This is a genomic window from Peribacillus frigoritolerans (assembly GCF_040250305.1).
In the GTDB taxonomy this organism is placed as follows: domain Bacteria; phylum Bacillota; class Bacilli; order Bacillales; family DSM-1321; genus Peribacillus.
On the sequence record NZ_CP158190.1, the window covers coordinates 1,500,839 to 1,522,998 of the forward strand.

Here is a 22,160-nt window from a genome sequence, read left to right on the forward strand (position 1 = left end):
GGGAGTTAGTGGGAAAGCATGTTATATAAGGAAAAGAAAAAGAAGCGGGGGAAAACTTTAAAGAAATTTTGTGTAATTAGCGTTATTGCAGTACTGGGGTATTTTGGTTTTTTGCACATGAAAATTCAAGAAACCATTCACCAGCAAATTCCGGAACATGCCGATTATCTCATTATTCCTGGAGCAAGGGTCAAAGGTTCGGTGCCATCATTATCCTTACAATACAGGATAGATAAAGCTGCAGAATATTTATCGGCTAATAAACAGACAGTGGCCATTGTATCTGGCGGCAAAGGACCGGGAGAAGAAATATCGGAAGCAAAAGCAATGCAACAGGGACTAATCGCCCATGGAATTGAAGAGGCACGCATCATGATGGAAGACAAATCTACAACAACTCAGGAAAATATTGTTTTCTCAAAAGAACTCATTCCTGATACAGCAGCTCCAGGATTGATCGTTAGTAATGACTTTCATATCTACCGGGCAGTCGAAATAGCAAAAAGAGAAGGCTTGGACATAAAAGGAATGCCGGCAAAGACACCAAAAGTGTCACTATTGAAATCATATACCCGTGAATATCTGGCAATTACCAAATACTATTTGACCGAGTTGATTGGGAGGTAAATTGGAATTCTTTTAAAGATGTGTGGTGCTTTCATTATTCGACTTCCACGACAACATTAGGAACTTCCCAAAAATCTTTCTCTTGATATAGCTCCTTTAGTGTTTTATAAACGGGATACCCGGTATGGGAAATCTCGACTCGTTCATCAGCATCCACTTCTTCCACATCTATATCATCAACAAAACCAAGTTGATCATCGATTTCCATTAAATAATACCCGAGTGCCTCATACCCGCTATAGGCTACAATAACCTTACTGTCAAAACCGCTATTAGAAACTTTGTAATATTTCATTGAGTGGCCTCCTTGTTGATCATTCTTAAAAATGAAAATCGTACGGTTTCTTATTACTCTGATATACCCATTAATTACTATCTGAATCATTAAATTGGATAAATAAAGAAAATAGCAAGTCAAAAAGAATGTGAAGCCAACTTAAAATATCACTCGAAAATTTGCTATCTGCATCAATTCATGTTAATCTAATAAAGAATTGTTTTTGGTTGTGGAAGAGGATACTCGTTATTTTCCAAATGATTAAAAATAGTAATACAATGTGTGTTATGCACTAGGAGGCAACAACAATGGAACAAGGTACAGTTAAATGGTTTAATGCAGAAAAAGGTTTTGGATTTATCGAACGCGAAAACGGAGACGATGTATTCGTACATTTCTCAGCTATCCAAAGCGAAGGCTTCAAATCTTTAGACGAAGGTCAAAAAGTAACTTTCGAAGTTGAGCAAGGTGCACGTGGAGCTCAAGCTGCTAACGTTCAAAAAGCTTAATTTTAAAATTAAATCGTAACCTATATGAACAGGCTTCCTCGGGAGTCTGTTTTTTATTGTGCTAAAAAATGAAAGCAAAAAAAATCCCACTCTGACTGAGTAGGTTTTTAGTGACTTGTCATTAAGCTTTTTTTAATTCTTCCTCAAAGAAAAAAGTAGTCGGATGTTCTTTAACAGTATAAGAATATCTTTTCATGTTTTTTACATATGCCCATTTATTAATGGTTACTGATTCATTAGTATCCTGAATAGTTACTGTTTCACCAGTATTATACTTATTGCTTTTCAATTTAGCCACCCTCTTTAATAATAGTATAACATATTTGGCAGTGAAAGATGTGTTCAAGATATTCCAATGATAAAAAGGGGCATGCCATGTCATTCAGTTTGCTGGACAAAAGCTAAAAGCCTAATGGTGATTGTTTAACTGTGAATGAAAAAACAGCCACATGTTCCCTAATATTACAGGATTCACGTGGCTATGATCAGAAGGTTTTCAAGTGATGACGCTTAATGCCGATTAATTAAAAAGCCCAATCCCCATTACGGAAAACAGGTTCTGAAGTGCCGTCCTGTTTGATGCCGTCGATGTAGGCTGGAAACGTTGATATATAAGGGTTTTGTAGTTTTTGAATAAAAGGATAAAAATGGATTGTAAAAAAACTACTTTTCTGTGACCACATGTGACCACTGCGTGACCAGAGAAAGTACAGTTATAATCAGCCTAAACAGTTAATAAAGTTCCCTTACAAATAAGCCTCTCCCAAACTTAGAGAGAGGCTTATTTGTATTCCTTATTAATTTGGAATACAAATAAATAGTATGGAATCATTGTGTTTCTTGATCGGGGGTGATTTTCACCAAAACCATGGTCTCATTTTTATATTTAATGAGTAGCACTTCCACTCCCACACTCAAAGTGCTATTTGTGATGATAAGCGTATTAGAGTTCTGTTCTCTAGCCTCTGAAACTTCGTTGCTCCGCTCCTTACATTCAAAAGTGGAACATCAAAACACCTTTTGCATTTAAGAAAGGGTTTTGATACTATTTACCTCCAGCACTTTATGACAATGAAAAGCCCCATGCTACCTTAATTGATAACATGGGTAAATGATTATGTATTATGCTAGTTTTTCTTCTCCTTCAACATCTTGAATTATTTTAAGTGCTTCTATATAACTTGATGCATATGTATGATTAAGTTTTTCTGTAACTGTATTACAAATCAATTCTTCATCAATAACATCAATTCCATCAAATGCTGTCATACTTCACATTCATGTCTTCTCAATGGATTCCTTACCTGTACAAGTTATAGTTACTGTAACCAATTAATTGTAATGGGTTCTCAGGAGATTGTTGTTTTTGGAATTTTGATGTAATTTTAACAGGCAATTGACGAGCTGTGCTTGGTACCTCATTCTAATTTGGAGATATGTAATTTTATGCATTTTAAAAACTCTCTGGTTGCAAAAGAAAAATGTTTTTTCTTTGATCGTACCCATCCGAAGGATCGGCGGTTGGAATCGAAATTTTTTAAAGGTATTGGGATAATTTCTCCACTTTTAACATAATGATCATCTTTTAGTGCTATATCCATCAAAAAGCTAATCGCCAATTCTTCTGAAACGGCTTTTTTGATGACTTCAGTATTGTTTGAAGTAAATAAAATATTCATGGGGCCGTATCTATTCATAAATAGAGAAATGGAATCTTTCCATCTTCCCCCATCATACATAACTACTGTTTCGTTGATTAATTCCTCAGGAGTTAAATAGTCACTGAATGCCAATGGAGAATGCTTATTAACACATACCATTATTTCCCCTTCTAATAGTGTTTCGAAAACTAACTCTTCATGAGCATCCCAATCAATTTCATCGATCATCGCTAATCCAAAGTCAATCTTACCTTTTAAAACATCTTCAATAATTTTTGGTGATTTTTTTTCCGTCATGACAATACGGAAGTTGGGATAGTCTTTTTTGAAGTTTGATAATGATTTGAGTAAAATTGGCGTGAAGAAGCTGGCGCTGGCAGATAGATGTATTTCTCCATTTATTAAGGATGTTTGCGCTTGCGATTCTTCTTGTATTTCATGTAGTTTAACTACAATTTCATACGCTTTTTTTATGATGTTTTTGCCTTCAGCTGTCGGTATAGCGCCTAACCGTGAACGTGTAAACAAATTAATTCCTAATTCTTGTTCTAAATTGGTAATAGCCTTACTAATTGTAGACTGAGAAACATGAAGATTTTGTGCAGCGATGGAAATAGAACGTGTTTTAGTCACTTCAACAATATATTTTAATTGTTCAATATGCATAAATTTTTACTCCTTTATATGAATTTCCTTCAAGTAAATATGATATATAGCCATTTTACATTATTTATAACCATATATAAAATAGATTTAGAATATTAAAATTATTCAATCTATAATTGGGATCGGTTAAAAAAACAGTTGAAAGCGTTTTCGGTTCCTCTGAAACTTAAGAATGAAAGGAGTAAAAGTATGCAGGATGTACAAAGCGAGAATGAAGAGAGTTTACGAGATAAGCTGCTTTATTTCATTTACAACGAGTTGTTGCCGTTTGAGAGAGAAAACGAAATTGACTCAGAAAAAGAAATTCCGATGGAACATATCCAGTGGGTAAGAAAGAGATCTAAGGAGTTAGGGTTTTACGGAATCAGCCTTCCTAAAGAATTAGGAGGACAATTACTTAATCTGAAAGGGCTATGTGTCTTGAAGGAGGAATTGACAAAATCCGGTGCGGTTCTTTGGGGGCACATATTAGGTGAAATTGGAGGACCTTTGCGAATCGGTAAAATGTTAAAGGTATTTTCCCCGGAACAAAGAGAAAAGTATGTAATGCCTGTTATCAATGCAGAAGCGGGATGTTGTTTTGCGTTGTCTGAACCCGAGGCGGGATCAGATGCTAAAGCAATTCAAACGACGGCAGTACGAGACGGTGATGACTACATTTTACAGGGTAAAAAGCATTTTATTAGCGCAGCCCCTTATGCAGATTGGGCCATTGTGATTGCCAAAGAGATCGTTGAGGAAGGCGGTGAAAGAGTTACCGCGTTTATTGTGGAGAAAAAATTGCAGGGAAAGTCAGGTTTTGAATTAGGGGAAATTCAAGTACCGATTTCCGGAGAACGGAGTACAGCGGAGCTTATCTTTAATCATTGTCGAGTCCCATCTTCCAATATTCTCGGTGAACCGGGCAAGGGTTTGTTGCTGGGACTCAGCAGGATAAATGAAAACCGAGCCTCGTGGGGGGCTACCTACCTCGGCGTGGCTCAGCGGCTTCTAAACTTATCCATTGAGCATGCCAAGCATCGGGTTCAGTTCGGTCGACCGATTGGGGAATTTCAAGCAATTCAACATATGTTAGCGGAGATGGCGACTGAAATTTACGCCGCACGTAGCATGCTCTACGATGTAATCGAAAAGATTGATAACGGTGAAGATGTGAAAGGGGCTTCATCCATGGTTAAAGTTTTTTCCTCAGAGGTCGCCAATCGAGTTGCAGATAAAGCCGTTCAAATCTTTGGCGGGCAAGGGTTAATGAAAGGGCACCCAGTCGAGAAAATGTATAGAGACGTACGGATGTTTAGGATTCTAACTGGTACATCCGAAATTCAGAAAAACACTATTGCCAAAGAATTGCTGAAGAAATAAGAGAAGAAGGTGTGAGTATTTTGTCTGAATATCAAAAAAAAATTAAAGTGCTAGATTTAACTCGTTTATTACCTGGACCTTATTGCACGATGCTGCTAGGCGATTTGGGAATGGATGTGATTAAAATTGAAGACACGGAACATGGCGATGCAACTAGAAAATCAGCCTCATTGTTCAACATCCTTAATCGAAATAAGAAATCGGTTGCCCTTGATTTAAAACACCCGAAGGGAAGAGAACTATTTCTTACACTTTCTCAAGAAGCGGATGTCATCGTAGAAGGATTCCGCCCGGGGGTGATGAATCGTTTGGGGCTTGGCTATAAAGACATTAAAGCGGTAAATCCGCGTATCATCTATTGCTCGTTATCTGGTTTTGGGCAAACGGGACCGTATAAAGATCGTCCGGGACATGATTTGAACTATTTAGCCATGGCCGGAATGGTTGGTATTCCATCCCAAATGGAGTTCCCTACGGGGAGACCTGCGACCCGGGTTTCTGACTTTGCAGGCGGTCTTATGGCTGCTCTTTCTATTCTTAGTGCACTACATGAATTACAAAGTTCGAAGGTAGGTCGGTATATAGATGTGGCTATGACTGATGTCATGGCTTCATGGGTCGGAATGTTCCTTCCTTACTTGGTAAAGGATGGGGCTGTGCTATCCAAAGAAGAGTTTCATTTGGTGATGCCAGGAAATGATATGTATGAAACGAAGGACAAGCAATGGCTAACTCTTGGGATGAATGAAGATAAATTTTGGAGAAACCTGATAGAATCCCTTCAGGAAGAGTTTCCAAGTATAGCCATTGACCAATGGAAAAATCCAATAATAAGAATGAAAAAAAAGGTGGAACTCCATTTTCTCTTGAAAGGGATCTTTCTATCAAAACCATTACATTACTGGGAAAGTCTCTTAACTGTAAACGATATTCCTTGGGCGCCCGTCCAAAATGCGAATGATGTGTTCAATAACAGGCATTTCAGAGAACGGGGTATTATCGGGGAGATGGTCAACCCTGAAACGGGCGATTTAGAATACCAAGTGGGGTTTCCCGCACTTTTCTCAACCAGGCTTGACGTGTATCGTAACACTGCCCCGCAGTTGGGACAGCATACTGAGGAAATACTCGGGAATTTAGGCTACCAAAAAGAATTTATACATGATTTAGTCGCTAAAAATATTACGAAAATCAAAAGTTAATTTCAATTTATCATTTTCGAATTTTAATAGGAAGGGGTATTTTATATGGATAATTTAACTTATCAGGCTTTTCTGTTCAATGGAATAAACAAATTTGATTACCAGCCTGCACTTACTTGCATAGAAACAAACGAGACCATCACTTATAAGGAATTGCGGGATAGAGTAGATACGGTAGCCAACCAGTTGATTCGGCTAGGCGTGAAAATTGGAACCCATGTTGCTGTTATAGTCCCAAATAGCATTGAAAATGTCATATATAATCTTGGTGTAAGTCGATGTGGGGCAACCGTAATTCCTTTAAATGATAAGCTGGGGGTTAGAGAGAGCGAGTTTATCTTGAGAAATGCCGAGCCCCAAGTGGTAATTATGGCAACCCAGAAACATGTAGAGACTGTGCATGACTATCTTAAAGAGGCAGATAAAAACAGCGTGACTGTTATTGGTCTTTCGGGTTTCGGTGTCGAATATCCCGATGAGTTCCATTCTGTTGATTTGGGTGATACAAAAGGCAATATGGAATTTCCCGTCGCCTCGTTGGATGATTTAGCAACAATATCATATACTGGTGGCACAACAGGCACACCTAAAGGAGTCATGCATTCACAACAGGGTTTTGGAGCCTCGATCATGGCTTCGTGCATGGAATATCCGTACGATGATCAAGACAAGGTTTTGTTTTGTACACCGCTTATTCATTCGGCAGGTGTGCTGCTTCAGAGGTCATTGGTATCCGGCTGTCATGTCTACATCATGCGGTCTTTTAATCCCGAGGTTTTTTTACAGACTGTACAAAAAGCACGTATTACCAGTACTTTTATTGTTCCGACAATTATTTACCGATTGATTGAAGAGGCTAAGAAAAAAGCCTACGAGGTGAGCTCGTTGCGAAACATCAATTATGGTTCATCCCCTATCTCTACAGAACGTCTAAAAGAAGCGTTTGAAATCTTTGGACCTATTTTTAGGCAGCAGTATGGGATGACAGAATGCAGTATCTTGATTGCAAGACTTACAAAAAGCGATCATATCTGGGCGTACGAAAACAACCCTGAAGTGTTAAAAAGCTGCGGAAAGCCGTGTATGTTTACCCAAGTTCGCCTGATTGACAACAATGGAAATGACGTGAAGCCTCTTCAGCCAGGGGAAATTGCTGTCAAAATCCCTTCTGTCTCAGTCGGCTATTACAAAAGACCCGATCTTACCCAAGAGGCATTCCGTGATGGTTGGTTCTATACGGGAGATATCGGAAAACTAGATAAATACGGTTTTCTTCATATAATTGAACGAAAAAAAGATATGATCATTTCTGGTGGTTTAAATGTATATCCCGCTGAAGTGGAAAGGATTATTAACCAGCACCCTGCTGTATCAATGAGTGCATGTATTGGCATACCACATGCTGATTGGGGAGAAGCGGTCTGTATATTTGCAGTGCTTCGTAAAGGGGAAACGTGTTCCAAGGAAGAGTTAATTCAGTTCTGCAAAGAACGTACTTCTAACTATATGGTTCCTAAAGAAATATATATTGAGACATCATTACCACTAACATCAGTAGGTAAGATAGATAAAAAAGAGTTGAAAAAACCTTTTTGGGAAGGTACGACACGCGTTGTAAATTAGAAGGCTTCAATTGTTAGAGGATAAGTTATATGTTCTCTAACAAGAATTAGAAAGCGCTTTCAATATATTATTTACTTTACAATGAAATGAAAGCTTTTCCACCGCCTGTTTTTGAATCGGATAAGTATAGTAATAATTACTGCTTAACCTATATTTATTGTAATGAGATTTGTAACACAAATGGGGAGGATTATGTCGATACTTCAAAAAGGAGCGAATTGAATGAAAGCTTATGCGACCGATAAAAAGCGTAAAACCATCATTATCATTCTTCTATTTATAGTAGCGACAATAAGTTTCATTGATAAAGCGGCGATTAACGTAGCAATTATTCCAATTCAGAAGGACCTGCAGCTTAACTCTTTTGAATCAGGTTTGATATTAAGTGTTTTTTTTATCGGCTACGCCCTTATGCATCCATTAGGAGGATGGCTTACAGATAAATACGGATCACGAAAAATATTAATTCTTTCAATCTTAGGTTTCTCGGTTTTTACTGCTTTTACGAGTTTTGCTTGGTCATTTGCATCACTATTTTTGTTTCGTTTCCTGTTTGGTATTGGGGAAGGTGGTATTTTTCCTGCCAGCATACGATCTATTTCCGAAAACTTTCCCGATAAAGAAAGGGGGAGAGCAACTTCTTTTTATCTATCTGCACAAACGTTCGGTGGTGCGCTAGGTTCAGTCGTTATAGGGGCTTTGGTAGTTTCCCTCGGGTGGAGATGGATGTTTGTCAGCATTGGTATAATAGGTGTTTTGATAGCATGGGTAGTTTGGGTTTATCTAAAATCTCCGGTAGATATACAAATAAATAACGAGAAGCAAAGTCAAAAGAAAGTTTCTTATAAAAAGGTATTTAATACAAAAAATTTTTGGAAGATATTCTGTACTAAATTTTTTTCAAATATAGTGAACTGGGGTATAGTTTCCTGGATGCCTTCTTATTGGGTAAGTAAAGGTTTAGACTTGGTGTCAGCAAGTGCCTTGATGGCCATACCGTTCCTTACCTCCTTTCTTATGTTTAATGTTAGTGGCTGGATTTTAGATAAATATATGGCTGGAAGAGAAAAATACCTGACAGCAGCAGGATCAATATTTTCTGCCCTCTTTCTTTATTTGATGTTTAATGCAACGTCTGTTTCACTTGGGATTGTTTATATGACCCTAAATGCTATTTCAATCGCGTTTATCGGAACGTCACTATACACAATGGTCATTAAATACTCAGCAAAGGAATTAACTGGTTCTGTGACAGGGTTAGTCAGTTTTGGCGGACAAATTTCCGGTGGTATCTCTCCAGCCGTAATTGGGTTCGTTCTTACTGTATTCAACGGTTCTTACAATGCTGCATCCTGGTTTTTAATCGCTGCTGCATTGACAGGGGCATTTACGTCACTAACGATTAAAAACAACGTTATAGAAACAACAGAAAATGAGCTTAAAGAGCATTCTTTTTAACTTAAATAGAAAAGCAGGAGGGATTGTAATGAAGTCCATTACAAAGAATGAAATCAAAGTTTTTCCACCACTTACAGAGGATATCGTTACGAAGGATAATTGGTTTACTTCAAAAAAAAATTTGCAACGGTATTGTCATAGTGGTGAACTGAGTCCCGGTCGTATTATATGGAGAGGAAACCAAAAGCCCACCCAATTATCATATGCTAAAGACCAATTAAATCTAGAAAAAATAAACAATAAGAATGGGGAAAGTGTTTTAGCCGATCTTGAGAGAACTGACACAGATGCTTTTTTAGTGATGCATAATGGAAAAGTTTTGTATGAGAACTATTTTAACGGATATAAATCTTATCAGCTTCATGCAATGAACTCTGCTACAAAATCTTTTGTAGGCTTGATTGTTAGTTTGCTTGCTGATGAAGGATTACTAGATACAAATAAAAAATCTTCCTTCTATATACCTGAGTTAGACGGAACAGGACTTGGTGATGGAACAGTTCAGCAATTGCTTGATATGCAAGTTCCTGTGAGATATTTGGAAGCCGACCCGCCATTGGGAATAGGCCGTAGGACACCGATTTTTATGGCAACAGGTTCAATTCCCAAACCTGATAACTACGATGGACCCGAAAACCTATACGAATTTATGTTGTCGAGCAAAAAAGATAAAATACCCGGTACTGCATTTTATTATGAAAGTGGACAAACAGAAGCATTGGGATGGATTGTCAAACGCTTGACAGGGAAAAACTTGGCAGAATTAATTCAAGAAATAATCTGGTCTAAACTGGGGGCAGAAGAAAACGCATTAATGCAATTGGATCTAATCGGTACGGATATTGCCAGCGGCGGTATGCGGGCTACATTGCGTGATTTGGCACGATTTGGTGAAATGATGCTTAACGATGGTTACTACAATGGCCAACAAATCATTCCGGAACATATTATAAGGGAAATTAAAAATGGTGGTAACCGAAAATATCTTGCGGAAAGTAATCATAGTCATCTTTCAGGATTCTCTTATCATAATCAATGGTGGGTTAGTCATGATCAATTCGGTGGATATTCAGCCCGTGGGAAGTTTGACCAGCGAATATACATTGCACCAAAAGCTGATACAGTGATTGTAAAATTATCTTCTTATCTGTCTCCTAGTTCAAAAGAGACAAATGCTTTTCAAGCGATAATAGAGTATTTAGAAAAACAATAAAAATAAAAGAAGTCGGGCGTGATGTTTTGAAGAATATGATAGCAGAGGGAACATTCAGATCTTTTATGAACTACAAAGAATGAAAATTTGATTTATCAGAAGTGTCATTATACAACTTATTTGAAGAGTTCTACTAAATGGGAGAACAAGAATAATAAACCTCATTTAGATAAAATACGAGGAATACGACCCAAAATCGTGTTCCTCAATAAATATTAGAAGGAAACGCTTTTATATGAGCGTTTCTTTTTTGAGTTTTAACTTGTTTGTGTAGAGAAATACATAAAGCTTGAAATAGTAGCACTTCTTAATATTTGATAAAATGTATATAAGGGACTTATTTTCTGTTGGGAAATCTAGGAGGTTCTTAACAGTGAAAGGCAGTATCATGAAAGACAAGAAAACAGGTAAGTATTTTTATGTAATCGATATGGGGATTGACCCATTAACAGGGAAACGAACAAAAAAAAAGAAGAGGGGAATAATAAGAAGGAAGCGGAGCATGCTCTTAGTGAGTTTCTAAATGATGTTAGACTGGGTAACTATGTTGAACCAGATAATATGACTCTAGGTGATTTCATTCAAGACTAGTTGAAGGAAATGAAATTGAATGTAGCGGTAAGTACTTATCAAAACTATATTAGTTTTAATAAGTGTCATATTAATCCCAGACTAGGTTATTTTTAAATGCAAAAAATTGAACCTTTGATAGTCCAAAGATTTATTTATGATTTGGTAGAAGAAACTGCTTTAAGTTCTAATACGTTAAGAAAATTATTGATATGTTGAAGGTTGTTTTTAGAAAGGCTGTTAGTTTAAAGGTAGTAAATGAAAATCCAGTTTTAAATGTAACGTTACCAAAGAGAAACAATCTTGAAATGACCGCTTGGGATACTGCACAGGTGGAATACTTCATACAGCACTCAAAGAAGCATCGATTTTATACGGTCTATTTAATTGCGTTATTAACTGGTATGAGAAAAGGTGAAATAACTGGATTGCGTTGGAAGGATATTGATTTTGAACAAAAAATCATCTATATCAGACAAATCTATGATATAAACGCAAAGCAGTTCAAAGTTGGGGCTAAAACAAATGCTGGTGTCCGTTCGATTCATATTCCTGACGTGTTGATAGAACAACTGAAAAGGGAGAGACTCGTTGTTGTCGGACATAAGTTGAAGCAAGGTCAAAACTTCAATGATTATGATTTAGTTGTTTGTACACGTTACGGTAATCCGCTCGATTCTGCAACGCTTTCCAAACGACTTAAAGCCCAAGCGATAAAGCTAGGGTTACCTTCAATCGGTTTTCATGATTTAAGACATACACATGTGACGATGCTAAACAAACAAAATGAGAATGTAAAGGTCATTTCAGAGCGAGTTGGGCATACATCCATTCAAATTACGCTAGACAAGTATAGCCACGTGCTTCCCAGTATGCAGAAACACGTGGCTGAGGAACTTGATAATTTGTTTAAAGTTAAAGAAATGTGACCATTTTCGTGACCACTTAAGGTTTAACCCTTCAAAACCCTTCTAAATCAATGCTCTTCTTAAAACGCCCAATCCCCATTACGGAAGACAGGTTCTGAAGTGCCGTCCTGTTTGATGCCGTCGATGTTCATTTTATCCGATCCAATCATGAAATCGACATGTGTAAGGCTTTCATTCAGTCCATTTTCTGCAAGCTCTTCTGGACTCATGTTTTTTCCGCCTTCAATACAGAAAGCATAGGAGCTGCCGATAGCGAGATGGTTTGATGCATTTTCATCGAATAGTGTATTGAAGAATAAAACATTCGATTGGGAAATTGGTGAGTTGAATGGAACAAGTGCCACTTCCCCAAGATAGTGAGAACCTTCATCCGTTTCAACCAATTGTTTTAGGATTTCTTCCCCTTCTTCAGCTTTTACTTCAATGATCCGTCCTTCCTTAAAGGTCACGGAAAAATTATTGATGATGTTGCCGCCGTAACTAAGTGGTTTCGTACTGGAAACCGTACCGTTAACGCCTGTTTTCAATGGAACTGTAAACACTTCTTCGGTTGGCATGTTAGCCATGAATTCATGACCCTGTACGTTAACGCTTCCTGCTCCGACCCAAAGATGTTTGTCGGGTAACTCGATTGTCAAGTCGGTTCCAGGAGCCGTGTAATGCAATTTTTGGTAATGCTTATCATTTAAATAATCAACCTTTTCATGCAGGGTATCATCGTGTTTTTTCCAGGCCTCTACAGGATCCTTCACATCAACACGAACTGCTTTGAAAATGGCTTCCCACAGCAGATCAACGCGTTTACCTTCTGCTTCTTCAGGGAATACTTTATCAGCCCAAGCCTTTGAAGGGACGGCAACTATGGACCAGCTCACTTTATCGGATTGCATATACTGACGCCACTTCTTCAGAGCAGTCCCGGATGCTTTTTGGAAGTTGGCAATCCTTTCAGGTTTTACACCTTTTAATAAGTCAGGGCTGGAGGAGATGACGGATAGATAGGCAGCTCCGTTTTCTGCAAGTTCGATCGTTTCTTCTGCGCGCCATTTTGGATATTCGTGGAACACCTCGTCCGGAGCCAGTTCATATTTGGTACGTGAAACGATATCGTCATTCCAGTTAACGATGACATTGCGCGCACCGTTTTCATATGCCTTTTTTACAATGAGACGCACAAGGTCAGCGCCCTCTAATGTTGTGTTTACGACCAGTGTTTGGTCTTGTTGGATGTTTACGCCGACTTTTACGGCAAGTTCCGCATATTTTTCTAAATTCGTTTGAAAATCACTCATCATTTTAAAACTCCTTTTCCATTTTCTACATTTTTAATTGTACTTATTGTGATATAAAAAAGAAACTTTTTACACCGATGTGAAATTAATAGTATACGAAGGAGTTCATTTGCAACTTAAGTTCGCTCAGGCTCCAGCAGCTATTTTGTCTATCTTGCATTTTACCAAAACTAAAGAAGGAAAGACTATTGAAAAGGTTTGAATAGTTGAATAATTCAATGAATCTGTACAGTGAATCAATGGACTGAAAGAAAGAGGGCCTCTTTGAGACCCTCTTTCTTATTAATCAAAAAATCACTTGCCCAAATTAATCCAGACGCTTTTCACTTCAGAATAGTTGTCCAGTGCATAAGATCCCATTTCACGTCCAATTCCGGATTGTTTGTAGCCGCCGAACGGGGAAGCTGCGTCGAACGCGTTATAACAATTCACCCATACTGTACCGGCACGAAGTTTTCCTGCAACATAATGGGCATTGGCTATATCGCTTGTCCATAAGCCGGCAGCCAATCCATATTCACTGGCATTTGCACGGTTAATGACATCATCTAAATCCTCGAATGGCATTGCCGCTATGACCGGTCCGAAAATCTCTTCTTTGGCAATCGTCATATCCTCTTCAACACCAGCGAATATAGTAGGAGAAACAAAGTAGCCTTGTTCACCCGGTTTATTTCCGCCGACAAGAACTTCCGCACCCTCGTTTTTCCCTTTTTCAATATAACCCATTACCCGATTTTGCTGCTCCTCGGAAACAAGCGGTCCAATTTGTGTACTTGGATCCAGACCTATCCCTTGTTTGATGTTTTTTGCATGGCTGGCCATATCGGCAACAACATTATCATACTGTTTCTTTTGAATATAAACCCTTGAACCGGCACAGCATACCTGACCTTGGTTAAACATGACTCCATTCAAAGCTCCAGGGATGGCTTTTGAGAAATCAGCATCAGGCAGGATGATGTTTGGCGATTTCCCTCCAAGTTCCAATGTGACCCGTTTCAATGAATATGAAGCGGAGCGCATGATCAATTTTCCAACTTCGGTCGAACCGGTAAATGCAATTTTATTTACTTGCGGATGGTCGACAAGTGCTTGTCCGGCGGTTTCACCAAAACCGGGAACGATATTGACGACCCCATCAGGGAAACCGGCTTCAGCCAATAATTCAGCCAGGTAAAGAGCGGAAAGCGGTGTTTGCTCAGCAGGCTTTAATATGACTGTACAACCTGTAGCGAGTGCCGCTCCCAGTTTCCACATCGCCATAAGAAGCGGAAAGTTCCATGGGATGATTTGGCCGACAACACCAACAGCCTCGTGTTTTGTGTAGTTAAAATAATTTCCGCTTACCGGAATGGTCTGCCCGACAATCTTGGTGGACCAGCCAGCAAAATATCTCATATGTTCTATCGCTAAAGGAATGTCGGCATTGGTCGTTTCATTGATTGGTTTCCCATTATCCAACGTTTCCAATTGAGCTAGTTCAGTTTTATTTTCTTCCATTAAATCGGCTAGTTTATACATAAGTCTACTGCGTCCAGCTGCGCTCATCCTTGACCAAGGACCTTCATCGAATGCTTTGCGTGCAGCTTTGACGGCTAAGTCGATATCTTCTTTATCAGCTTCATAAACATCGGCAAGCTTTTGTCCTGTAGCAGGATTAGGAGTGGAGAAGGTTTTTTTTGAAGCACTTTCTACAAACTGGCCATTAATATAGAGCTTTTTTGGTCCTGTTAAAAATTTTTGCAGCTTTCCACTTACTTCTAACGTTAGATTTGTCATTAATTACCCTCCTGAATAAAATAAATGGTTATCTTGGGCAAAACATGATGACTTATTGTTAACGCTATGATCTATGCCAATTTTTATGATAAATGAAAAAAAGGGAATATTCAATCTATAACATTCGACAGAATATCCAAGGTTTCTTCATCATTTTAAAAATGAAGTATTTTTTTGTCATGACATGTGTATTTACTATAGCAAAAATGAAAGTTAATAGTTAAAATGAATAAGGATAAAATAACAAGAAGGTCTAAAGTTCTTCAGGAGGAATATATGGGAAATGATGCGAAAATGATATCGCAGCGTAAGTTACTTGGTGTTGCGGGTCTTGGATGGATGTTCGATGCACTTGATGTCGGTATGCTTTCTTTCATTATAGTAGCTTTAAGACAGGACTGGAACTTAACCAGTGAGCAGGTTGGCTGGATTGGGAGCATAAACTCCATAGGAATGGCTGTTGGAGCGGTATTCTTTGGTGCGATGGCCGACAGGGTCGGACGGAAGAATGTCTTTATCATTACATTATTATTGTTTTCAATCGCAAGTGGCCTGTCTGCGGCAGTCAATACACTCAGCTTGTTCTTGATATTGCGATTTTTGATTGGAATGGGACTTGGAGGAGAACTTCCGGTTGCCTCGACATTGGTCTCTGAAAGTGTTGAAGCGAGTAAAAGGGGAAGGGTCGTCGTCCTTCTTGAAAGTTTTTGGGCGGTTGGCTGGATTTTGGCAGCACTCATATCCTATTTCATCATACCGGCTTATGGTTGGCGGGTTGCATTGTTATTGAGCGCCGTACCCGCTTTATATGCGCTGTATCTGCGCTTGAAACTGCCGGATTCACCGAAGTATACGGAACTTGAAAAAAAGCAGAGGCCATCTGTATTAAGCAATATGAAAAGTGTCTGGAAAAAGGAATACTCCCGTCAGACCCTTGTGTTGTGGGTTTTATGGTTTTGCGTGGTCTTTTCTTATTATGGGATGTTTTTATGGCTTCCAAGTGTGATGGTCCTAAAAGGGTTCAGCATGATTCAAAGCTTTGAATATGTATTGATCATGACGCTTGCACAGCTTCCGGGTTATTTTTCAGCTGCATGGCTGATAGAGAAGTTGGGACGTAAATTCGTTTTGATCACATACTTAATTGGAACGGCAGTCAGTGCCTTTTTCTTTGGATCGGCAGAGGGGCTGGCACTGCTGATAGTTTCCGGAATGTTCCTATCTTTCTTCAACCTAGGGGCATGGGGTGCGCTTTATGCGTATACTCCTGAGCAGTATCCAACAGCAGTTCGCGGTACAGGTGCTGGTTTAGCCGCAGGGATCGGCAGGATCGGCGGTGTCCTGGGACCGTTGCTTGTAGGGTATTTAGTTGCGGCAGGCACCCCGATTTCATCGATTTTCACCATTTTTACAATTGCTATTTTAGTGGGGGCAGTTGCCGTAGCTTTTGGGAAGGAAACAAAGAATACCGTTTTGACATAAACAAAAGGATGGGGACTGTAATCAGTCCCCATCCTTTTGTTATTTAAAGTTTTTTATGATTTTTAAAAGGGATTCGGAGGCAGTCTTTGGACTTTCTGCATTCATGATGGCCGATACGACTGCGGTACCGGACAGCCCGCTAGCAGAAAGGGCGGAAATGTTATCGGCCGTGATACCCCCGATGGCTACGGCGGGAATTGATACGCTGCGGCAAATTTCCTCCAGATCCCCAATTGCCATTAAGGTTGCATCTTGTTTGGTCTTTGTTGGGAAAACGGAACCGACTCCGATATAATCTGCTCCATTTCGTTCGGCTTCTAGAGCCTCTTCAAGAGTGGAGACAGATACACCGACAATCATATCTTCAGGAACCATTTTTTTGACGACAGGCAATGGAAGGTCATCTTGCCCAATATGAATTCCATCCGCTGCAACAGCAAGTGCTATATCCACCCGGTCATTGATGATAAGGGGAATGGACAGCTCGTTCAATAACTGTTTTAATGCAGAAGCTTTATTATAAAAGGAGAGGGAGGAATTGTTTTTCTCTCTAAGCTGTACGATCGAGACACCTCCTGAAACAGATTCTGCAATGATTTTGGTCAATTCTTCTATTCCTATGGACTCTTCCGTAACTAAATACAGGCTTAAATCAATTTGGGACTTCTTCATTCATTTTCACCTCATGCATCCAGATTTCCTTATCCATTCTTGATATTGCATCGATTAATCGCACACGAAACGTTCCTGTTCCTTCATCCTTTTGAAGGTTTTTGGCAGCTAGTTCCCCTGAAATGCTCATGGTTGAGATACCGGCAATCGCCGCAGAATAGAAATCATCGGTGACTCCGGAAAAAGTGCCGATAAGAGCAGTGGACATACAACCGGTACCTGTAACATTAGTTAATAGGAGGTTCCCGTTATCGATGATGGACGTACGTTTTCCATCGCTGACAGCATCCTTCGCTCCGCTGACCACGACGATGCAATTCAATTTATTTGCCGCTCGAGCAGCCAGCTCTGCATTGCTGACCGCAAGCTCCTCCGAATCCACCCCGCGAGTAACGGTATCCCCACCAATCAATGAAAGGATCTCACTTGCATTGCCGCGAATGATTTGGAAAGTAACCTTACTTAGGAGCTCTTTCACTTGCTCTGTTCGATAGGCGGTGGCACCAACTCCCACCGGGTCCAAAATGACCGGGATATCCAGGTCATTTGCCGTCTTACCGGCAATCTCCATTGCTTCCAAGGCTTTATCATCGATCGTACCGAAATTCAGGACCAATGCATCCGCTAATTTGACCATATCCGCCACTTCTCTTGGGCTCGATGTCATCACTGGTGAACCACCGATGGCAAGGGTGGCATTTGCACAGTCGTTGACCGTAACAAAGTTGGTGATTTGGTGAACGAGTGGTTTTCTTTCTTTTACCTTTACGAATAAATCAGCTGCGGAAACCTTCATATTAAGTCACTCCGTTCTTTTTTTTGAATATGAATGAAAATGATGGACAGGTCCATGACCTTTACCGATTGAAAAACTATTGCGTATCGCTTCAGAAATATAAGTCTTGGCCTGTTCAATCGACTCTTGCAATGGCAGTCCATTAGCCAGGTTTGATGTAATGGCGGATGATAGGGTACAGCCCGTACCATGAGTGTTTTTTGTATGTATGCGCTCTCCCTTGATCCAGTGGAAGTCAGTTCCATCATAAAAAAGATCATTTGGATTTCCCGCTGCATGGCCCCCTTTAAGTAAAACGGCTTTGGGACCCATTTCTTGTATTGAAATGCATGCCCTGTAGAAATCTTGTTTCGTCCGAATCGACAAGCCAGTAAGTACTTCCGCTTCCGGTACATTTGGTGTTACAAGTGTTGCAAGCGGAAGCAAATCCATTTTTAAGGCGGAGACAGCCTTTTCGTCGAGCAAATGGTGGCCGCTTTTGGAAATCATGACAGGGTCAAGGATAACGATGGCAGGCATGAAGGTTTTAAGGGACGCAGCGACTGTTTCCACGATTTCTTTTGATCCAAGCATGCCTATTTTTACTGCATCGACAGGAATATCTTCAAAGATAGCTGCAATTTGGTCCGATATGATAGCTGTTTCAATTGGCTGTACTGAACGGACTTCCATTGTATTTTGTGCGGTTACGGCTGTTATTGCAGACATTCCAAAGACCCCATGTGCAGAAAATGTTTTTAAATCCGCTTGTATTCCAGCACCGCCCCCTGAATCAGAGCCGGCGATGGTTAATGCTGTTTTCATAAAAAAACCCCTTCATATAATTATTTTTTAGAAGTATTTTAAGTAATATGAAAGCTAAAATCGCACCTGCGAATGAACTGAGCATAAAAGCCGGTAAAAAACCAAAAAGAGCCGCTTTTTCTCCTATTAGGAGGATGGCAAGTGGATAACAGGCCAGGGAACCGAGAATGCCGGTCCCGATTACTTCACCTAAACAAGCGAATTTTAAGCTTTGTGTTTTTCGATAAAGGATGGCAGCCAAAAGTGCACCGATCATGCTGCCGGGAAAGGCGAATATTGAACCGGTACCAGACATGTTTCTAATGATGGAAACTAAGAAAGCTTGTGTCACAGCATAAGCAGGCCCCAATAGAACGGCCGTGAGGACATTTGCCAGATGCTGAATAGGAAAGACCTTTGCAAATCCTGCAGGGATGAAAATAAATGAACTGGTCAGCGTCGTTATAGCCGTGATCATGGCAGTTAACGTCAGTTTCTTGATGGGATTCATCATCATGTCTGCGACCTACAGCGGCCAATCCTGCTCATTTTGAACCATATCCCAGAATAAATATTCATATCGGGAAGTAACCAAAAAGTGCTTTTCTAATCTAAGAAGTTCCTTTTCTGGCATGCCTTCCGTCAATTCTTCCAACAATGCGATCAGCCACTTGTGTGCTTCCCCGAATTCAGGTGATGAATAGGACCTTATCCAATCTGCGTAGCGATTGTTTTCCAATGCTGCTCCATTTTGTTCTTTTAGTAGCAAACCGATTTCATAATAATCCCAAGCGCAGGGCAGGAGACAGGCGATCAAGTCTGCCAAAGTCCCATGCTGAGCTGTATTTAGCATGTAACCTGTATAGGCTAGAGTGGTGGGAGTAGGTTCTGTTTCTTCCAATTCCTTGGCACTGATCCCGAATTCGGAAGCATATTGCCGATGGATATCCATTTCCACTTGAAGGGTTTCATTTAAAATGCTCGCAAACTTTGCCATGGTTTCGATGTTATGAGCTTTGATGACACCTAAAGCAAAGAGCTTGGAATAATCCATGAGATAGATATAGTCCTGCTTCAGGTAATAGGCAAATTTCTTTTCAGGAAGCGTGCCGTTTCCAATTGCCTGGACAAAGGGATGTGAATGGTTCCTTTTCCAAATCTCTTTTGCCCGTGCATGAAGTCTATCACTGAATGTTTCTGTTTTAATATTCTCCATTGTTCATCCTCCTTTAGAATGGTTCCCGTTGATAATGAAAAACCCCGTTCCTGAATACGGAACGGGGTAGATGGATATAGTCTGTAAATGGACGATATCATCCACTTCCCTCCGCCGGTATGAGCCGGTTCAGGTTCAAAGGGTCCGGAACTATTTCCATCTCAGTCTTAAAAAAGACTCCCCTAGTGGTGTGAATTGTATGTAATTACTGACATCATATCAGAAAGACAAGAAAATGCAACCCGTATTTGAAGAGAGAGCACATTATGTCCAGGAAAAAAGGGAGAACCAGGTAATTGACTTTTGATGATTATTAGGATAGAATCATTTCTACATCATTTATATATCGAATTCTTATCCAGAGAGGTGGAGGGACTTGGCCCAAAGAAACCTCGGCAGCGGACCCGTTTTGGGAACTGTGCTAAATCCAACAAGCATATGCTTGGAAGATAAGAAGAGCCGTACGGACACTGTCAGCCTCTTCTTGAATTAGAAGGGGCTTTTATTTTTGGAAATAACGTTTAGTGACATAATAGAAAAGGTATATATAATTTGGTGAAAATCAAACAAGTTGATAAAGTTAGCTAACTAGAAGCAGGCTCTAGGATGACTAGGAAAGGAGCCATTTACATGGCAGAATTATTTAAGAGGATTGAACAGAGGAAGGCAAAGCTCATTGAAGAGCTATTGGCCAATGGAGTATACAAAACCTCTGATGAAAGGCACCTTTATGATGCCCCATTAAAAGTGCTCGAAGATGAATATAGGATAGTTATAAATAGACCTAATAACGAGTCACCTTCTGAATGGATGACATAGTAAGCGATGGACTATATTTTGGGTTCTGGGATAAGGTATATGATGTAAGCATTCACAGTCTACACTAGTGGATGCTTTTTTGGGTTTAATAGAAAATGACATAAAATATACATAATTAAAGAATAAAGTAGGTGTTTTGTCACATTTGACCTATAAAATAACACATTTTATTTCTGGAAAATAGTTGATTTTAACTAGTAGTTTCATTATGATGAAAGTGTAAAAAAATTGAATAAATGGGAGGTGGCATATAATGCCTTGCCGTAAGGTAACTATAGAAAGAATTGAAGAAAAGAGACAGGAAATGTTCAAATTAGCAGCAAGTTACGGCTTAACAAGTCTGCTAACTGTTCAAGCCAGTCAAGAATTGGATACGCTATTAAATGCGTTAGCAAGTAAAAGAGAGTCTGAATATTTTTCCCTCCAAAAAGCATAAATTAGCCAATTCGACCTGTATTAATTTGAAAAAGCTACTGCTCAAGGCAATAGCTCTAAAGAATTATATTAAATATCGACACGTTTACCGAGAATGATCAAATCCCGCTCAATGCCATCCAGCTCGGCAACTTGAGGTAAATGTGCCCATTCTTCAAACCCGAATTTGGAAAAAAGCTTAAGGCTCGGTATATTGTGGGCGAAAATGAAACCCAATATAGTCTTAATACCTAATTTTGGACTCAATTCAATTGCCTTTTGAATCGAAATTTGTCCGATTCCTTTTCCCCGGAAATAATCATCAATATAAATGCTGATTTCGGCAGTGAAATTATATGCCGGTCGGCCATAGAAGGATTGAAAGCTCATCCATCCAGCAGTTTTCCCTTCTATAGTAATGATATATAGCGGTCTACTTTCTGAATGATGTTCCTCAAACCATTTAACCCTCGATTGAACGGATACAGGCTCCGTATCCGCCGTGACCATTCTTGAAGCAATTGTCGAATTATATATTTCAACAATTCTGGGTAGATCAGATAGTTCTGCCTCTCTAAACTCTATGTGCTCTTCCATGATTTAAACTCCTAACTATCATTTATTCAATCTCCAGAATGAAGGGTAATCCCGTTTTTTGTTTAAGGGACGGTAAATGACACTCAATCCATTGAAAGTTTTTTATTATCATACACTCTTTACTCTTTATCTGACAATTCCTTTTTTATGTTACGTCTGCAGGTTTTTGGGGTATGTAAAGGATTAAATACTTCTAGTAAAAAGACAGAG

24 protein-coding genes and 2 riboswitches are annotated in these 22,160 nt (G+C 39.5%); of the genes, 12 read left to right on the forward strand and 12 right to left on the reverse strand.

The features are described 5' to 3' along the window. Window positions 1-18: 18 nt before the first annotated feature. The gene (locus ABOA58_RS07430) at window positions 19-627 is read left to right on the forward strand and encodes a YdcF family protein (RefSeq protein WP_350301819.1); all 609 of its coding nucleotides are present in this window, start codon (window positions 19-21) and stop codon (window positions 625-627) included. Window positions 628-661: 34 nt separating this feature from the next. Here ABOA58_RS07430 and ABOA58_RS07435 read toward each other — a convergent pair whose 3' ends face one another. After that, window positions 662-922, reverse strand: a complete 261-nt coding sequence (locus tag ABOA58_RS07435; protein WP_350301820.1) for a hypothetical protein — start codon at window positions 920-922, stop codon at window positions 662-664. Between the two features lie 290 nt (window positions 923-1,212). On the opposite strand from ABOA58_RS07435, the gene cspC reads away from it, so the two are divergent. Beyond that, window positions 1,213-1,413, forward strand: coding sequence for a cold shock protein CspC (gene cspC / locus ABOA58_RS07440; RefSeq protein WP_034314312.1), 201 nt, complete (start codon window positions 1,213-1,215; stop codon window positions 1,411-1,413). 121 nt (window positions 1,414-1,534) lie between these two features. Here the strand turns inward: cspC and ABOA58_RS07445 are convergent, their stop codons facing one another. The 3 genes from ABOA58_RS07445 to ABOA58_RS07455 all read right to left on the reverse strand — a co-directional run bounded on the left by ABOA58_RS07445 (window position 1,535) and on the right by ABOA58_RS07455 (window position 3,740). Then, complete coding sequence (locus ABOA58_RS07445) at window positions 1,535-1,702, reverse strand: hypothetical protein (RefSeq protein WP_164855016.1); 168 nt, start codon at window positions 1,700-1,702, stop codon at window positions 1,535-1,537. An 833-nt stretch (window positions 1,703-2,535) separates the two neighbouring features. Continuing rightward, the gene (locus ABOA58_RS07450; protein ID WP_350301821.1) at window positions 2,536-2,682 is read right to left on the reverse strand and encodes a hypothetical protein; all 147 of its coding nucleotides are present in this window, start codon (window positions 2,680-2,682) and stop codon (window positions 2,536-2,538) included. Between the two features lie 149 nt (window positions 2,683-2,831). Continuing rightward, entirely contained in the window at window positions 2,832-3,740 is a 909-nt protein-coding gene (locus tag ABOA58_RS07455; RefSeq protein ID WP_350301822.1) for a LysR family transcriptional regulator, read from the reverse strand. 189 nt (window positions 3,741-3,929) lie between these two features. On the opposite strand from ABOA58_RS07455, the gene ABOA58_RS07460 reads away from it, so the two are divergent. The 7 genes from ABOA58_RS07460 (at window position 3,930) to ABOA58_RS07490 (ending at window position 12,097) form a co-directional block, all read left to right on the forward strand. After that, window positions 3,930-5,102, forward strand: a complete 1,173-nt coding sequence (locus tag ABOA58_RS07460) for an acyl-CoA dehydrogenase family protein (protein WP_350301823.1) — start codon at window positions 3,930-3,932, stop codon at window positions 5,100-5,102. A gap of 20 nt (window positions 5,103-5,122) precedes the next feature. After that, on the forward strand, window positions 5,123-6,304 hold the full coding sequence (locus ABOA58_RS07465) for a CaiB/BaiF CoA transferase family protein (RefSeq protein ID WP_283867348.1): 1,182 nt from the start codon (window positions 5,123-5,125) through the stop codon (window positions 6,302-6,304). A 45-nt stretch (window positions 6,305-6,349) separates the two neighbouring features. Continuing rightward, window positions 6,350-7,927, forward strand: coding sequence for a class I adenylate-forming enzyme family protein (locus ABOA58_RS07470; RefSeq protein WP_350301824.1), 1,578 nt, complete (start codon window positions 6,350-6,352; stop codon window positions 7,925-7,927). Window positions 7,928-8,149: 222 nt separating this feature from the next. Continuing rightward, window positions 8,150-9,385, forward strand: coding sequence for an MFS transporter (locus ABOA58_RS07475; RefSeq protein WP_350301825.1), 1,236 nt, complete (start codon window positions 8,150-8,152; stop codon window positions 9,383-9,385). A gap of 28 nt (window positions 9,386-9,413) precedes the next feature. Continuing rightward, complete coding sequence (locus tag ABOA58_RS07480; RefSeq protein WP_350301826.1) at window positions 9,414-10,598, forward strand: serine hydrolase domain-containing protein; 1,185 nt, start codon at window positions 9,414-9,416, stop codon at window positions 10,596-10,598. A gap of 373 nt (window positions 10,599-10,971) precedes the next feature. Beyond that, window positions 10,972-11,121 carry an Arm DNA-binding domain-containing protein gene (locus ABOA58_RS07485; RefSeq protein ID WP_350301827.1) on the forward strand — a complete coding sequence of 50 codons (150 nt, stop codon included), beginning with the start codon at window positions 10,972-10,974 and terminating at the stop codon, window positions 11,119-11,121. A gap of 259 nt (window positions 11,122-11,380) precedes the next feature. Continuing rightward, complete coding sequence (locus tag ABOA58_RS07490) at window positions 11,381-12,097, forward strand: tyrosine-type recombinase/integrase (RefSeq protein WP_350301828.1); 717 nt, start codon at window positions 11,381-11,383, stop codon at window positions 12,095-12,097. A 59-nt stretch (window positions 12,098-12,156) separates the two neighbouring features. On the opposite strand, the gene ABOA58_RS07495 is transcribed toward ABOA58_RS07490, so the two are convergent. Together ABOA58_RS07495 and ABOA58_RS07500 are read right to left on the reverse strand one after the other, a co-directional pair. Continuing rightward, window positions 12,157-13,389 (reverse strand): aminopeptidase, encoded by a 1,233-nt coding sequence (locus ABOA58_RS07495; protein WP_350302817.1) that lies wholly within the window; start codon window positions 13,387-13,389, stop codon window positions 12,157-12,159. A gap of 294 nt (window positions 13,390-13,683) precedes the next feature. Further along, on the reverse strand, window positions 13,684-15,171 hold the full coding sequence (locus ABOA58_RS07500; protein WP_350301829.1) for an aldehyde dehydrogenase family protein: 1,488 nt from the start codon (window positions 15,169-15,171) through the stop codon (window positions 13,684-13,686). Window positions 15,172-15,447: 276 nt separating this feature from the next. Between ABOA58_RS07500 and ABOA58_RS07505 the strand changes: the two genes are divergently transcribed. Continuing rightward, window positions 15,448-16,653, forward strand: a complete 1,206-nt coding sequence (locus tag ABOA58_RS07505) for an MFS transporter (RefSeq protein WP_350301830.1) — start codon at window positions 15,448-15,450, stop codon at window positions 16,651-16,653. 39 nt (window positions 16,654-16,692) lie between these two features. On the opposite strand, the gene thiE is transcribed toward ABOA58_RS07505, so the two are convergent. Genes thiE through tenA form a run of 5 tightly spaced genes read right to left on the reverse strand, consistent with a single transcriptional unit; the run spans window position 16,693 to window position 20,120 of the window. After that, window positions 16,693-17,325: a thiamine phosphate synthase gene (gene thiE, locus ABOA58_RS07510; protein WP_350301831.1), complete on the reverse strand. Its 633-nt coding sequence runs from the start codon at window positions 17,323-17,325 to the stop codon at window positions 16,693-16,695. Next, on the reverse strand, window positions 17,306-18,121 hold the full coding sequence (gene thiM / locus ABOA58_RS07515) for a hydroxyethylthiazole kinase (protein WP_350301832.1): 816 nt from the start codon (window positions 18,119-18,121) through the stop codon (window positions 17,306-17,308). The genes thiE and thiM overlap by 20 nt, the downstream gene beginning before the upstream one ends. A gap of 6 nt (window positions 18,122-18,127) precedes the next feature. Beyond that, a complete protein-coding gene (gene thiD / locus ABOA58_RS07520; RefSeq protein WP_350301833.1) occupies window positions 18,128-18,925 on the reverse strand; it encodes a bifunctional hydroxymethylpyrimidine kinase/phosphomethylpyrimidine kinase in 798 nt (265 codons plus the stop codon). Further along, window positions 18,894-19,415 carry an energy coupling factor transporter S component ThiW gene (thiW, locus tag ABOA58_RS07525; RefSeq protein WP_350302818.1) on the reverse strand — a complete coding sequence of 174 codons (522 nt, stop codon included), beginning with the start codon at window positions 19,413-19,415 and terminating at the stop codon, window positions 18,894-18,896. The genes thiD and thiW overlap by 32 nt, the downstream gene beginning before the upstream one ends. Before the next feature lie 15 nt (window positions 19,416-19,430). Then, window positions 19,431-20,120 carry a thiaminase II gene (gene tenA, locus ABOA58_RS07530; RefSeq protein WP_350301834.1) on the reverse strand — a complete coding sequence of 230 codons (690 nt, stop codon included), beginning with the start codon at window positions 20,118-20,120 and terminating at the stop codon, window positions 19,431-19,433. Window positions 20,121-20,209: 89 nt separating this feature from the next. Beyond that, a riboswitch (TPP riboswitch) is annotated at window positions 20,210-20,314 on the reverse strand. 157 nt (window positions 20,315-20,471) lie between these two features. Continuing rightward, a riboswitch (SAM riboswitch) is annotated at window positions 20,472-20,576 on the forward strand. Between the two features lie 174 nt (window positions 20,577-20,750). Between tenA and ABOA58_RS07535 the strand changes: the two genes are divergently transcribed. Beyond that, window positions 20,751-20,939: a Fur-regulated basic protein FbpA gene (locus ABOA58_RS07535; protein WP_350301835.1), complete on the forward strand. Its 189-nt coding sequence runs from the start codon at window positions 20,751-20,753 to the stop codon at window positions 20,937-20,939. A gap of 253 nt (window positions 20,940-21,192) precedes the next feature. Continuing rightward, the gene (locus tag ABOA58_RS07540; protein WP_350301836.1) at window positions 21,193-21,375 is read left to right on the forward strand and encodes an aspartyl-phosphate phosphatase Spo0E family protein; all 183 of its coding nucleotides are present in this window, start codon (window positions 21,193-21,195) and stop codon (window positions 21,373-21,375) included. A gap of 68 nt (window positions 21,376-21,443) precedes the next feature. On the opposite strand, the gene ABOA58_RS07545 is transcribed toward ABOA58_RS07540, so the two are convergent. Beyond that, on the reverse strand, window positions 21,444-21,950 hold the full coding sequence (locus ABOA58_RS07545; protein ID WP_350301837.1) for a GNAT family N-acetyltransferase: 507 nt from the start codon (window positions 21,948-21,950) through the stop codon (window positions 21,444-21,446). Window positions 21,951-22,160: the final 210 nt, after the last annotated feature.

Coding starts and splice junctions, on each gene's coding strand:
- ABOA58_RS07430 (WP_350301819.1), top strand. CDS start 19: ATGTTATATAAGGAAAAGAAAAAGAAGCGGGGGAAAACTTTAAAGAAA.
- ABOA58_RS07435 (WP_350301820.1), bottom strand. CDS start 922: ATGAAATATTACAAAGTTTCTAATAGCGGTTTTGACAGTAAGGTTATT.
- cspC (WP_034314312.1), top strand. CDS start 1,213: ATGGAACAAGGTACAGTTAAATGGTTTAATGCAGAAAAAGGTTTTGGA.
- ABOA58_RS07450 (WP_350301821.1), bottom strand. CDS start 2,682: ATGACAGCATTTGATGGAATTGATGTTATTGATGAAGAATTGATTTGT.
- ABOA58_RS07455 (WP_350301822.1), bottom strand. CDS start 3,740: ATGCATATTGAACAATTAAAATATATTGTTGAAGTGACTAAAACACGT.
- ABOA58_RS07460 (WP_350301823.1), top strand. CDS start 3,930: ATGCAGGATGTACAAAGCGAGAATGAAGAGAGTTTACGAGATAAGCTG.
- ABOA58_RS07470 (WP_350301824.1), top strand. CDS start 6,350: ATGGATAATTTAACTTATCAGGCTTTTCTGTTCAATGGAATAAACAAA.
- ABOA58_RS07475 (WP_350301825.1), top strand. CDS start 8,150: ATGAAAGCTTATGCGACCGATAAAAAGCGTAAAACCATCATTATCATT.
- ABOA58_RS07480 (WP_350301826.1), top strand. CDS start 9,414: ATGAAGTCCATTACAAAGAATGAAATCAAAGTTTTTCCACCACTTACA.
- ABOA58_RS07490 (WP_350301828.1), top strand. CDS start 11,381: ATGTTGAAGGTTGTTTTTAGAAAGGCTGTTAGTTTAAAGGTAGTAAAT.
- ABOA58_RS07495 (WP_350302817.1), bottom strand. CDS start 13,389: ATGAGTGATTTTCAAACGAATTTAGAAAAATATGCGGAACTTGCCGTA.
- ABOA58_RS07500 (WP_350301829.1), bottom strand. CDS start 15,171: ATGACAAATCTAACGTTAGAAGTAAGTGGAAAGCTGCAAAAATTTTTA.
- ABOA58_RS07505 (WP_350301830.1), top strand. CDS start 15,448: ATGGGAAATGATGCGAAAATGATATCGCAGCGTAAGTTACTTGGTGTT.
- thiE (WP_350301831.1), bottom strand. CDS start 17,325: ATGAAGAAGTCCCAAATTGATTTAAGCCTGTATTTAGTTACGGAAGAG.
- thiM (WP_350301832.1), bottom strand. CDS start 18,121: ATGAAGGTTTCCGCAGCTGATTTATTCGTAAAGGTAAAAGAAAGAAAA.
- thiD (WP_350301833.1), bottom strand. CDS start 18,925: ATGAAAACAGCATTAACCATCGCCGGCTCTGATTCAGGGGGCGGTGCT.
- thiW (WP_350302818.1), bottom strand. CDS start 19,415: ATGAATCCCATCAAGAAACTGACGTTAACTGCCATGATCACGGCTATA.
- tenA (WP_350301834.1), bottom strand. CDS start 20,120: ATGGAGAATATTAAAACAGAAACATTCAGTGATAGACTTCATGCACGG.
- ABOA58_RS07535 (WP_350301835.1), top strand. CDS start 20,751: ATGGCAGAATTATTTAAGAGGATTGAACAGAGGAAGGCAAAGCTCATT.
- ABOA58_RS07540 (WP_350301836.1), top strand. CDS start 21,193: ATGCCTTGCCGTAAGGTAACTATAGAAAGAATTGAAGAAAAGAGACAG.
- ABOA58_RS07545 (WP_350301837.1), bottom strand. CDS start 21,950: ATGGAAGAGCACATAGAGTTTAGAGAGGCAGAACTATCTGATCTACCC.